At 44.6% G+C, this 12,546-nt stretch carries 10 protein-coding genes; 8 read left to right on the top strand and 2 right to left on the bottom strand.

Annotated features, from left to right (window positions below; all coding sequences use genetic code 11):
* Positions 1 to 339 precede the first annotated feature (339 nt).
* A complete protein-coding gene (locus LGZ98_RS14175) occupies positions 340 to 573 on the top strand; it encodes a DUF2628 domain-containing protein (RefSeq protein WP_113042392.1) in 234 nt (77 codons plus the stop codon).
* Positions 574 to 630: 57 nt separating this feature from the next.
* Here the strand turns inward: LGZ98_RS14175 and tolC are convergent, their stop codons facing one another.
* Entirely contained in the window at positions 631 to 2,004 is a 1,374-nt protein-coding gene (tolC, locus tag LGZ98_RS14170; protein WP_113042390.1) for an outer membrane channel protein TolC, read from the bottom strand.
* 359 nt (positions 2,005 to 2,363) lie between these two features.
* Here tolC and nudF point away from each other — a divergent pair, with 359 nt between their 5' ends.
* The 7 genes from nudF to ftsP all read left to right on the top strand — a co-directional run bounded on the left by nudF (position 2,364) and on the right by ftsP (position 11,529).
* Complete coding sequence (nudF, locus tag LGZ98_RS14165) at positions 2,364 to 3,005, top strand: ADP-ribose diphosphatase (RefSeq protein WP_113042389.1); 642 nt, start codon at positions 2,364 to 2,366, stop codon at positions 3,003 to 3,005.
* Positions 3,006 to 3,104: 99 nt separating this feature from the next.
* Entirely contained in the window at positions 3,105 to 3,944 is an 840-nt protein-coding gene (cpdA, locus tag LGZ98_RS14160; protein ID WP_112896167.1) for a 3',5'-cyclic-AMP phosphodiesterase, read from the top strand.
* Positions 3,945 to 4,075: 131 nt separating this feature from the next.
* The gene (gene yqiA / locus LGZ98_RS14155) at positions 4,076 to 4,684 is read left to right on the top strand and encodes an esterase YqiA (RefSeq protein ID WP_113042386.1); all 609 of its coding nucleotides are present in this window, start codon (positions 4,076 to 4,078) and stop codon (positions 4,682 to 4,684) included.
* A gap of 72 nt (positions 4,685 to 4,756) precedes the next feature.
* The gene (gene parE / locus LGZ98_RS14150; RefSeq protein WP_113042383.1) at positions 4,757 to 6,652 is read left to right on the top strand and encodes a DNA topoisomerase IV subunit B; all 1,896 of its coding nucleotides are present in this window, start codon (positions 4,757 to 4,759) and stop codon (positions 6,650 to 6,652) included.
* Between the two features lie 43 nt (positions 6,653 to 6,695).
* Positions 6,696 to 8,957 carry a DNA topoisomerase IV subunit A gene (gene parC / locus LGZ98_RS14145; RefSeq protein WP_113042380.1) on the top strand — a complete coding sequence of 754 codons (2,262 nt, stop codon included), beginning with the start codon at positions 6,696 to 6,698 and terminating at the stop codon, positions 8,955 to 8,957.
* A gap of 20 nt (positions 8,958 to 8,977) precedes the next feature.
* A complete protein-coding gene (locus LGZ98_RS14140; protein WP_113042377.1) occupies positions 8,978 to 9,706 on the top strand; it encodes a 1-acylglycerol-3-phosphate O-acyltransferase in 729 nt (242 codons plus the stop codon).
* 401 nt (positions 9,707 to 10,107) lie between these two features.
* Positions 10,108 to 11,529: a cell division protein FtsP gene (ftsP, locus tag LGZ98_RS14135; protein ID WP_113042375.1), complete on the top strand. Its 1,422-nt coding sequence runs from the start codon at positions 10,108 to 10,110 to the stop codon at positions 11,527 to 11,529.
* Positions 11,530 to 11,663: 134 nt separating this feature from the next.
* Here the strand turns inward: ftsP and dkgA are convergent, their stop codons facing one another.
* Positions 11,664 to 12,542 (bottom strand): 2,5-didehydrogluconate reductase DkgA, encoded by an 879-nt coding sequence (dkgA, locus tag LGZ98_RS14130; RefSeq protein ID WP_262978207.1) that lies wholly within the window; start codon positions 12,540 to 12,542, stop codon positions 11,664 to 11,666.
* Positions 12,543 to 12,546: the final 4 nt, after the last annotated feature.

Here is a 12,546-nt window from a genome sequence, read left to right as displayed (position 1 = left end):
ATTGCCAGCCTAATTTTTTGCCTGGCTGAAAAGGCGGCGGGATATTGATTGTCTGGTATTTTTGTTTAATCTGGTTTTAATGTTGTGAAATAGATATGTGAATTTAAAAAATGGGTGCTGTTATTGATATTTTATGATATTAATCCTGCCCCTGTAACTTATGGTAATTTAAGGGTAATTAAACGAGTAAGATTATTATGTAAGTGAATCTACTAATTGCATTATTCTCGGTAATAATTCCAATGGGTTATGTTAGGAATATAATCTTAAATTAATAACGGATCGTTATTATATTATTGGTGTTGTATTTTTTTATTTTAATTAAGGAAATTAAGTCGTATGGAAAAGAGTCATTATTCAGAAAGATGGCAGACGCGTTTTGCATTCTTTGAACGCAATGGTGCTCCTAAAGCGCCTGAGTACAAAGCTGCTATGAAAGCAGAACCCTTTATGCGTCGTATCTTGTTAAATATGAATTTTATCGCTTTCTTCTTTGGTTTTATTTACTTTTTTTATATATTTTTTTTAAGAAAAATAGCGGCTTTTTTTTCGGCGCCTAAATTCAGTTGGTAAGAAATAAAACAGCCCGCTTTATGGCGGGCCGTTAATTAGTGAAAGTGAAGAACTGAATCAGTTACGAGCAGATGTTGCTGGTGCTGCTGTTTCTTGAACAATGCTGTTAGCGGAAGTTGAGAGCTGTTTACCTAGAGAATTATTCAGAGCAACTAAATCCTTCTCATTTAGCGTACCCAGTGCATGCTGAATATTTAGCTGATTAATCAGATAATCATAGCGAGCATTGGATAGCTTTTGTTTGGCATCGTACAACTTGGTAGTGGCATTCAGTACATCAACAATGGTGCGTGTACCAACTTGATAACCCGCTTCCATTGCGTCGAGTGAGCTTTGCGCAGAAACAACAAGCTGTTTATAGGCGTCGATACTGCTGATGGAAGCAGAGATGTTGTTAAAGGAAGAACGGACAGTCTGTACAACATTGCGGTAGGTGCTCTCTAATTGTTCGCTGGCGCTGACAAAACCATATTGTGCCTGTTCAACGCGGGAACTGGTGGCACCGCCGCTATAAATTGGCAGACTAAGCGTCAGGCCAACGCTGTTTTCACCGCTATAGTTGTTTGATCTGCCTGGTGCATGATTCTGGCTGTTTGAAACATTGGTAGAAGCGCCTAAATTGATAGTTGGCATATGCCCTGTTTGAGCCGCTTTGATTTGTTCACGAGCCAGATCCTGACCTAAACGGGCAGATAGTAGACCTAAATTACGTTTCTCTGCCTCTTTTAGCAGAATATCCACTGCTTCTGGTTTTTGTGTTTTGAAATGATCAATATTCAGCGAGGCTAGCCGAGGGTAATAAATACCGGTTACTTGACGCAGAGCTTCCAGTGCATTGTCCAGATCATTACGGCGGGCAACTTCCTGAGCGAGTACGTCATCGTAGTTAGCACGAGCGTTCTGGACATCAGTAATTGCAACCAGACCGACATTAAAACGTTGAGTCGTTTGATCCAACTGGCGGTAAATGGCCGCTTTCTGAGCTTCAATGTAGGAGAGTGTATCAATGGTACGCAATACTTTGAAATAAGCTGTTGCACTATCCAAGATCAGTTTTTGTTCACTGCTTTGATAGGTAACATCAGCAATACCTGCCGTTTTTTCTTCTAAGTTCAATAGGCGCCATTTAGACATATCAAAAATGGTTTGAGTCAAACCAAGCTTTGCATTCAATATATTGCTTTCTGTGTCACGTTGATCGCGGTAACCACTGTTATAGGAGTATCCAGTATTTAATTCCAACTGAGGTAATAATGGGCTACGGGATTCATTAATTTTTTCAAAAGCTTTATTACGTTCAGCCATTGATTTACGTAGTTCAGGGTTACTCTCTTTTGCTTGCTTATAAACTTGCAAAAGATCTTCAGCCTGACCCATTGAACTCAATCCCGTCAGGCTCATAGCGATAAAAATGGAGAGCAGTTTCTTCATTGTAATTCCTTGATTGCACAGCTATTTTACTCGTTGTCTATCCCATTAGGCTATTTTATTTGCCATGTTTTGTGATAAAGAGTGAATGCTTCAGGTGCTGCGCACAGTCTGAGTTCACTGTTCATTTACAAAAACGACCTGCACCAATTACGCTTATTGGGATAGACTCTTACGTTGCCTTGGTGAAAAACGAAATGTTACTGATTCTAGCAGAGTATGCTATCAGCGAAAGGTAGCCGTTTGTGCCATATTGCCTTAATTTAGCTTAACTTTACACCATCAAAGAGTGAATTTTTTAACTCTGCTTGATTAATATCATCTTAGTGGCTAGCAAGTAAGGAACTATTTAGGAGAATTTTATGCATAAGAAGCCGTTAATGCCAGTCATGTTGGATCAGCAGGATATAGAAATTATCGCGAAAAAAAGTTTGTACAATGGATTCTTTAAGCTGACAAATTACCGTTTCCGTCATCGTTTGTTTGCCGGTGGTTGGAGTGAAGAGGTTAGCCGTGAAGTTTTTGAGCGGGGCCATGCCGGTGCATTGTTGCCTTATGATCCACATCGTGATGAGGTTGTATTGATAGAGCAGATACGTATTCCGGCAATAGAGACGAAAGCAACGCCGTGGTTACTGGAAATTGTTGCCGGTATGATTGAAGAGGGCGAAGATGTGGAACAGGTGGTGCGCCGCGAAACGATGGAAGAGGCAGGAATCGAAGTTAAACGTTGCAAACCCGTGTTGAGTTATCTCTCCAGTCCCGGAGGAACAACGGAACGTATCTCTGTGATGGTGGGGGAAGTGGATGCGACGACAGCTACCGGTATTCATGGATTATCTGGTGAACATGAAGATATTCGGGTGCATGTAGTCAGTCGTGAACAAGCTTATCATTGGATGGAAGAGGGAATTATTGATAATGCTGCTTCAGTTATTGCGATACAATGGCTGGCATTACACCATGAAAAGTTAAAAAAAGAATGGAATTCAGATGATTCCTAATTTTTAACCGAGAAAAGGGAAGTGTGTGCCAGTCAGCAGATCTCTTGCGTTAAAACGAGTTATGATGCTCGTCGATGACTTATAGGACAAGGAAACCATTTGGAAAGCCAGTTTGAACTGCCTGTGGTAGAGGGAACCACAGCCAAAATATTGCAAATAACAGATACGCATCTTTTTGCCAGCAAAGAAGATACTTTATTGGGTATCAATACTTATCGCAGTTACCAAGCGGTGCTGGATGCCATCCTTAAACAAAATGCTGATATTGGTTTAATCGTAGCGACAGGTGATTTGGTGCAGGATCAGTCGTTGGAAGCTTATCGACATTTTGCTGATGGCATTGCTCGTTTACCGGCACCTTGTGTCTGGTTGCCCGGCAATCATGATTACCAGCCTGCGATGGTGGATGCTTTGGCGGCGGCTGGCGTTTCTCCGTCGAAACAGATTTTAGTCGGTAAGCACTGGCAACTTTTGATGCTTGATAGTCAGGTGCAGGGCGTGCCCCACGGGGAGTTGTCGGAATATCAGCTTGAATGGATGAAAAAGTGCCTGGATAGGTACCCTGAACGTTACGCGGTGATCTTGCTTCATCATCATCCATTACCTTCAGGTTGTACTTGGCTGGATCAGCATAGTTTGCGTAATTCACATATTCTGGCCCAGTATCTGCAAAGTTATTCACGGGTTAAGGCGATGCTTTGTGGGCATATACATCAAGAGATGGATCTGGATTGGAATGGCATCCGTATGATGGCGACACCATCAACATGTTTGCAATTCAAACCACATTGTACCAATTTTATGCTTGATACTGTTGCTCCGGGATGGCGTTATCTCGAATTGTCTGTTGCCGATAATGGCGAATTTGGTCTGACAACCCAGGTCTATAGATTGGCAAGTAATGAGTTCTGCCCTGATTTAGATTCGGATGGATATTAGGTTGTGTTTGTCTCCTTGTATTGCTGTGTTACTCTCTGCTTATTGGATTTGCCAAGCCTCACCATCTGTGGCATGTCGCACAGGAGCATAGTGGCCGGTGGTATTTATGCACAATTGAGGGGCACGGTCTGATGTCAACGTTACTCTATTTGCACGGTTTTAATAGTTCTCCGCAGTCTGCAAAAGCCAATGCCTTAAAAGCGTGGCTGTATCAGCATCATCCTGAAATTGACATGCTGGTGCCTCAGTTACCCCCTTATCCTGAAGAAGCGGCTGAGTTGCTAGAAAATCTGGTGATGGAGCATGCCGGGGATGATTTGGGTATCGTTGGTTCTTCTCTCGGTGGTTATTTGGCGATATGGCTTTCACAATGTTTCAGCTTGCCCGCTGTGGTCGTCAATCCAGCCGTGCGTCCGTTTGAATTACTGCGGGATTATCTTGGGGAAAATATTAACCCCTATACTAACCAACGATATACGTTGGAATCGCGCCATATTCATGATCTCAAAAGCATGCGGATTGAACCATTGGAGTCACCGGATCTTATCTGGTTATTGCAACAAACCGGAGATGAGGTGCTGGATTACCGCCAAGCGGTTGCTTATCTGGTATTATGTAAGCAAACTATTGAATCTGGTGGTAATCATTCTTTTATCGGATTTGAACACTATTTCCCACAAATCATCAACTTTCTTGGGCTTTCTAGTGATGGCGAGAAAAAACTTGCCAAAAATGTTTGAACGACTGGTATTATCAACAGTATACAAAACTGATTAGCCCTTTAATCAAGAAGCAACCAACAGAATTACAACATGACTCAATCTAGTTACAACGCAGATGCCATTGAAGTTCTCAGTGGTCTGGAACCGGTTCGCCGTCGTCCGGGAATGTACACTGATACAACGCGTCCGAACCATTTGGCACAGGAAGTGATCGATAACAGCGTGGATGAAGCTTTGGCCGGTCACGCTAAACATATTGAAGTGATCCTTCATAGCGATCAGTCACTGGAGGTCATTGATGATGGCCGCGGCATGCCGGTTGATATTCATCCAGAAGAAGGCGTTTCAGCGGTTGAGTTGATCCTGAGCCGCTTACATGCCGGTGGTAAATTTTCGAATAAAAACTATCAGTTTTCTGGCGGTCTCCACGGTGTGGGGATCTCGGTGGTTAACGCTTTGTCCAAGCGGATTGAAGTCACTGTTCGCCGCGACAGTCAGATTTATCAGATTGCTTTTGAGAATGGCGATAAAGTGCAGGAACTGACAGTAATCGGAAGTTGTGGTAAACGCAACACCGGTACCAGTGTTCACTTTTGGCCTGATGAAAGTTTCTTTGATAGCCCTCGTTTCTCCGTTTCCCGCTTGGCCCATTTGCTGAAAGCGAAAGCCGTTTTATGTCCGGGAGTGAAAATTGTTTTTAAAGATAAGATCAACGATACCGAACAGAAATGGTGTTATGCCGATGGTCTAACCGACTATTTAATGGCTGCGGTTAATGGCCTGACAACATTGCCGGCAGCGCCTTTTGTCGGTACTTTCAGTGGTGCAACCGAAGCGGTTGACTGGGCGTTACTCTGGTTGCCGGAAGGGGGAGAGCTACTGACTGAAAGTTATGTCAACCTCATCCCGACGATGCAGGGGGGAACACATGTAAACGGGTTGCGTCAGGGATTACTGGATGCGATGCGTGAATTTTGCGAATTCCGCAATATTCTGCCGCGTGGTGTGAAGCTTTCTGCTGATGATATTTGGGATCGCTGTGCTTATGTTCTGTCGGTAAAAATGCAGGACCCGCAATTTGCGGGTCAGACGAAAGAACGCCTCTCTTCGCGCCAATCGGCCGCTTTTGTTTCTGGTGTTGTCAAAGATGCTTTCAGCTTATGGTTAAACCAGAACGTTCAGGAAGCAGAGCAGTTGGCTGAACTGGCGATCGCTAGTGCACAACGTAGAATGCGTGCAGCGAAAAAGGTTGTGCGTAAAAAACTGACCAGTGGCCCGGCATTACCGGGAAAACTGGCTGACTGCACATCACAGGATCTCAATTTTACCGAACTGTTTCTGGTAGAAGGAGATTCTGCGGGGGGATCGGCAAAACAGGCGCGTGACCGTGAATATCAAGCCATTATGCCGCTGAAAGGGAAGATTCTGAATACTTGGGAAGTTTCTTCAGACGAAGTGCTGGCATCACAGGAAGTCCATGATATCTCTGTCGCGATTGGTATCGACCCGGATAGCCACGATCTCAGTCAGTTACGTTATGGCAAAATCTGTATTCTGGCAGACGCAGACTCAGATGGTTTGCATATTGCGACGCTATTGTGTGCCCTGTTTGTCCGCCATTTCCCAACATTGGTTAAGAACGGCCATGTTTATATGGCAATGCCGCCTCTATATCGTATTGATCTAGGTAAAGAAGTGTATTACGCACTGGATGAAGAGGAAAAAAGTGCGGTGTTGGATCGTCTAAGCCGCAAACGGGGTAAGCCTAACGTACAGCGCTTTAAAGGATTGGGTGAGATGAATCCCATGCAACTGCGTGAAACAACGTTAGACCCGAATACCCGTCGTCTGGTGCAGTTGACTATCGATGATGAAAACTACCAGGAAACCTTCTCTATAATGGATATGCTTCTGGCGAAGAAGCGTTCCGAAGATCGCCGTAACTGGCTGCAAGAGAAGGGCGATACGGTAGACATTGAAGTGTAACACCCACAGGGATAGTCAAAAAAGATTCTGAGGAAATTAGCGAATGAGTGAGATAACTCATGATGGCGTGGAGCGTCAGCCGCTCCACTCATTTACTGAAAACGCCTACCTGAACTACTCCATGTACGTCATCATGGATAGGGCGTTGCCTTTTATCGGTGACGGTTTAAAACCGGTTCAGCGCCGTATTGTTTATGCCATGTCAGAACTGGGGTTGAACAATACCGCCAAATTTAAGAAATCCGCTCGTACCGTGGGTGATGTACTGGGTAAATACCATCCACATGGTGATGGCGCCTGTTATGAAGCTATGGTGTTAATGGCGCAGCCATTTTCTTACCGCTATCCTTTAGTGGATGGGCAAGGGAACTGGGGCGCGCCGGATGATCCCAAATCTTTCGCCGCAATGCGTTATACCGAGTCTCGCCTGTCCAAATATGCCGAGTTACTGTTGACTGAGTTAGGGCACGGCACAGTTGATTGGGTGCCAAACTTTGACGGTACGTTGCAGGAACCGAAAATGCTACCGGCGCGTTTGCCAAATATTTTGTTGAATGGCACCACCGGTATTGCGGTGGGGATGGCGACAGATATTCCGCCCCATAACGCGCGTGAAGTGGCGAATGCACTAATCACGCTGCTGGATAAGCCGCAGAGTTCCCTTGATGATCTGATGGAACACGTTAAAGGTCCTGATTATCCGACTGAAGCGGAGATCATCACTTCTCACGAAGATATCCGTAAGATTTATAAAAATGGCCGTGGTTCGGTACGGATGCGAGCTGTTTGGTCAAAAGAAGATGGCAATGTCGTAATCACTGCGCTGCCGCATCAGGTTTCTGGTGCCAAAGTGTTGGAACAGATCGCTAACCAAATGCGGGCTAAAAAGCTGCCTATGGTTGATGACTTACGAGATGAATCTGATCATGAAAATCCAACTCGTCTGGTTATTGTCCCTCGTACAAACCGGGTTGATTTGGAGCAGGTGATGAATCATCTGTTTGCCACTACAGATTTGGAAAAGAGTTATCGTGTCAACCTGAATATGATTGGATTGGATAATCGTCCGACCGTGAAAGGGCTGGTTGAGATCCTCTCTGAATGGTTGGTATTCCGCCGGGAAACAGTTCGTAAGCGTCTGAACCATCGTTTGGAAAAAGTCCTTAAGCGCCTGCATGTGCTGGAAGGCTTACTGATCGCATTTCTCAATATTGATGAAGTCATTCACATTATCCGTAGTGAAGATGAGCCAAAACCGGTATTAATGTCACGTTTTGGTTTAAGTGAGACGCAAACGGAAGCCATTCTTGAGCTGAAATTACGCCACTTAGCGAAACTGGAAGAGGTAAAAATCCGTGGCGAACAGAATGAGCTGGCAAAAGAGCGCGATAAGTTACAGGCGATTTTGGGTTCTGAGCGCAAACTGAATACGCTGTTGAAGAAAGAGATCATGGCTGATGCGGCCACTTATGGTGATGAGCGTCGCTCTCCAATGAGAGAACGTGATGAAGCCAAAGCGATGAGTGAGCATGACATCACACCTTCTGAGCCGGTGACAATCGTATTGTCCGAGATGGGTTGGGTTCGTAGTGCGAAAGGCCACGATATCGATCCGGCCGGGCTGAATTACAAAGCAGGTGATAGTTTCCGTGGTGCGGCTCGTGGTAAGAGCAATCAGCCGGTTGTTTTTATTGATACAACAGGTCGCAGTTACTCGCTTGATTCGCGGGATTTACCTTCTGCCAGAGGGCAGGGGGAACCACTAACGGGTAAATTGACTTTACCCGCGGGGGCAACGGTAGAGCATGTACTGATGGCGCCGGATGAGCAGAAGTTTCTGATGGTCTCTGATGCTGGTTATGGCTTTATCTGTACTTTTAGTGATTTGGTTGCTAAAAATCGAGCAGGTAAGGCACTGATTACATTGCCGGAAAATGCTCGCGTCATGACGCCGCTGGAAATAAATAACCCGCAGGATGATATGCTATTGGCAATTACCAGCGCAGGCCGGATGTTAATGTTCCCGGTTGCAGATTTGCCGCAACTTTCTAAAGGGAAAGGGAATAAGATAATTTCTGTTCAGTCAGCCGCAGAAAATGACCTGTTGAGTTGGTTATTGATACTACCGCCACAATCGTCTATTACACTTTACTTTGGAAAGCGTAAATTGACGCTGCGTCCTGAAGATCTTCAGAAATTCCGTGCAGAACGTGGTCGTAAGGGAACACCTCTGCCTCGTGGGTTGCAGCGTATTGAACGGGTTCAGGTTGAGACCCCACCTTCTGCTACTAACGTAATTAAATAATGGGATTATAAGAGGCGGCTATGTTAGCAATTATTCGCGGCATTATTGTTATTCTGTTTTCGATTGTAGTGTGTGTCTCTGGCGCTATTTACTGTTTATTCAGACCACGTCACCCTGACCATGTTATGGTGTTTGGTAATATGTTTGGTCGGTTGTCAAAAATATTTGGCGTCAAAATTATTGAACGTATTCCTGCTGAAGCCAGGCATTATGGTCCGAGTATCTACATTGGCAACCACCAAAACAACTATGACATGATAACTATGTCCAATGCGGTTCAGCCGGGCACAGTGACAGTCGGTAAAAAAACGTTGGTGCTGATCCCATTTTTTGGTCAGCTTTATTGGTTGGCTGGCAATATTCTGATTGATCGTGCTAACCGCGCCAAAGCACATGGCACGATTACCCAAGTTGTGGAGCAGATTAAAAATCGTCGTCTTTCTGTTTGGATGTTTCCGGAAGGGACACGTAGTCGTGGTCGTGGTTTATTGCCGTTTAAAACTGGCGCTTTTCATGCTGCGATCTCTGCGGGAGTGCCGATTGTCCCGGTCTGCGTTTCTTCCATCACTAATGGACGTATTAAGCTGAATCGTTGGAATAATGGTTCCGTCATTGTTGAAATGTTGCCTCCCATTGATACTTCTGGCTATACCAAAGAGCAGGTGCGTGAGTTGGCAGAATATTGTCATAAGGTGATGAAAGCTAAAATAGATGCATTGGATGAAGAATTGGCTGCAATGGAGAAATAGGGTAAGTACTCATAATCGGTTATTTGAGGCCACTCTATAATAAAATGCGGGCCTGACAAAGGCGATAGCTTTTAAGCGTACTTTAATCCTCACATATTTAGTATATGTGAGGATTTTTGTTCGTTGTCTATGACCACAATTTATTATTAGTTTGAAATGACATGTACTGACGCTGACCGAGAGAGATTCGTGTAATGCATTCAGATAGTTTAATTCCCTCCATATTCGCGTTATGATGAGCGCTTGATAAATAATGTTTTTGTTAAGCGCAATCAAAAGGATAATAAGCTTTAATAACTTCAATAATGAGTTATTCGCTTCCGGGGTGAATGATTGCAGTGTCTCAACTATTTTTGAGACATATAGACCCGGAATTTAATTAGGTTTGTCGCGGAGAAAATATGTCATTTAGTCGGCGCCAATTTATTCAGGTATCAGGCTTGGCGATGTGTATCGGAGCCGCTCCTCTATTGGTTCGAGCCAGCAAAAATCAGCAGACTGCTTTGCCGGTTCCTCCTTTATTGGAATCCCGTGGTGGGCAGCCGTTATTTCTGACTTTACAAAAAGCGCATTGGACTTTTGATGGACAATATAAAACCAGTGTATGGGGAATTAATGGTCAATACCTTGGTCCGACTGTACGGGTTCATAAAAACGATGATGTCAAACTGATATACAGTAATCGGTTAGCGGAGCCGGTTTCGATGACTGTCAGCGGATTACAATTACCGGGTACGTTGACCGGTGGGGTTGCCCGTCAGATTTCTCCGGGGTCTGGCTGGTCGCCAGTGTTGCCTATTCGTCAGCAGGCGGCAACTTGCTGGTATCATGCCAATACACCTAATCGGATGGCACCACATGTTTATAAAGGTTTGGCTGGTATGTGGTTGGTAGAAGATGAAATCAGCCGCCATTTGCCGTTGCCGAAACACTATGGTGTTAATGATTTCCCGGTTATTCTTCAAGATAAACGGTTGGATAACTTTGGAGTTCCTGAGTATCAGCCGGCCTCTGATAGTGGATTTATCGGTAATACTCTGTTAGTTAATGGCGTACAGAATCCTTTTATTGAGGTATCTCGTGGCTGGATCCGTTTACGTTTACTCAATGCATCCAATGCCCGCCGATATCAGTTACAGATTGGTGATGGCCGTCCTTTCTATATGATAGGCACTGATTTGGGGCTGTTACCTGCTCCGATAGCCGTTCAGCAACTCTCCCTTGCGCCAGGAGAACGGCGTGAGGTATTAATTGATATGTCCAAAGAGGATGAAGTTGTTGTTACCGCAGGTGAATCAGCCGGGGTACTTGATAAGTTACGTGGGTTGTTTGAATCCTCTACCGTGTTGATTTCCAGCACTGTTCTGACCATTAAAGCAACCGGTTTATTATCTCTGGTGACAGATAATCTCCCATCTCGTCTGGTTGATGATGTTACACCAGTTTCCAATGCAATCCGTAACCGGGAAATTTATCTTGATGATAATACGCCTGGAATAAACGGTGCGTTATGGGATATGAATCGGGTGGATATTACTAGCCAGCAAGGAACGTGGGAGCGTTGGATCGTAAATGCCTCTGCTCCACAACCATTCCATATTGAAGGTGTGCAGTTTAAGGTGATTAATCACAACGGTGAGGCCCCTCAACCGCAAGATTATGGTTGGAAGGATACAGTTTGGGTTGATGGGCGGGTGGAGTTGCTGGTTTATATGAACCAGCCCTCTTATGAACACTTCCCATTCCTCTATTACAGTCAGATTCTGGAAATGGCCGATCACGGCTCTGTTGGGCAGTTAGTGACTATACCGGCCAATCAATAATGGAAAAAACCAGATGAGTGATAATCGGTAGAACCATGAAAATAGCTCAGCAAAATTGGGGCGCGGCATTGATGCCGCGCACGTTTTAATTCTGTTTTGCCCACTATCACCCTATCAATTTTATCAGCCGTTTTTCAGCACTGATTATTAGCATTATTTTGCTCAAGAAGCTGAATGAATTCACTGAAATCAACGAATATTTCAGGGGTTGGTCCCAGACGTTTACCTATATCTAGCGTAGTCATCGCGGTCAAATCTTCTTTTTCTAGTTTGAAGTCGAACACATCAAAGTTCTCTTTAATTCTCGATAACGTGGTTGATTTTGGGATCACAATCATGCCGTTATCAATGTGCCAGCGGATAACAACCTGCGCGGGTGTTTTGCCATACTTTTGTGACAGATGTTGAACCAGTTGATTATCAAATACGTTTTCACCACCTTGTGCCAGCGGGCTCCAGGATTCGGTAACGATATTATGTGTGGCATGCCAGGCATGAAGCTGACGTTGTTGTAACAGCGGGTGCAACTCAATCTGATTAATGACGGGATGAACGCCGGTTTCATTTATCAGTCGCTGGATATGTTCAGGTTGGAAGTTAGAAACACCGATACTGCGAATAAGCCCCTCTTTCTGTAATTCAATCAATTGTTGCCAGGCACCGACGTATTGATCTTGCGGTGGTGCAGGCCAGTGAATGAGGTAAAGGTCAACATAATCCAGTTGCAACTTTTCCAGACTTTCTGCCAAGGCAGCACGGGCATCAAGGTGTTTGTCATTCCACAATTTAGTTGTAACAAAGATATCTTCACGGGGGATATCTGTTTCTTGTAACGCGTTGCCTACGCCTGTCTCATTGTTGTAGATAGCGGCGGTATCAATTGCCCGATAACCGATATCCAGTGCAGCATGGATTGTTTCTGCTATCTGCTGGTCATCGGCGGCCCATGATCCAAGCCCCAATTGTGGCATGTGATTCCCATCAGCAAGTCTGATAATAGGTTGATTATCCATTACT

The sequence above is a fragment of the Photorhabdus kayaii genome, from assembly GCF_025384895.1.
Lineage (GTDB): Bacteria > Pseudomonadota > Gammaproteobacteria > Enterobacterales > Enterobacteriaceae > Photorhabdus > Photorhabdus kayaii.
This window is presented reverse-complemented; position numbering and strand designations above follow the sequence as displayed.

What these genes read in the sequence shown, in the direction of transcription:
- yqiA (WP_113042386.1), top strand. Translation starts at nt 4,076, where the DNA reads ATGTCAACGTTACTCTATTTGCACGGTTTTAATAGTTCTCCGCAGTCT.
- ftsP (WP_113042375.1), top strand. Translation starts at nt 10,108, where the DNA reads ATGTCATTTAGTCGGCGCCAATTTATTCAGGTATCAGGCTTGGCGATG.
- LGZ98_RS14140 (WP_113042377.1), top strand. Translation starts at nt 8,978, where the DNA reads ATGTTAGCAATTATTCGCGGCATTATTGTTATTCTGTTTTCGATTGTA.
- parC (WP_113042380.1), top strand. Translation starts at nt 6,696, where the DNA reads ATGAGTGAGATAACTCATGATGGCGTGGAGCGTCAGCCGCTCCACTCA.
- tolC (WP_113042390.1), bottom strand. Translation starts at nt 2,004, where the DNA reads ATGAAGAAACTGCTCTCCATTTTTATCGCTATGAGCCTGACGGGATTG.
- parE (WP_113042383.1), top strand. Translation starts at nt 4,757, where the DNA reads ATGACTCAATCTAGTTACAACGCAGATGCCATTGAAGTTCTCAGTGGT.
- LGZ98_RS14175 (WP_113042392.1), top strand. Translation starts at nt 340, where the DNA reads ATGGAAAAGAGTCATTATTCAGAAAGATGGCAGACGCGTTTTGCATTC.
- nudF (WP_113042389.1), top strand. Translation starts at nt 2,364, where the DNA reads ATGCATAAGAAGCCGTTAATGCCAGTCATGTTGGATCAGCAGGATATA.
- dkgA (WP_262978207.1), bottom strand. Translation starts at nt 12,542, where the DNA reads ATGGATAATCAACCTATTATCAGACTTGCTGATGGGAATCACATGCCA.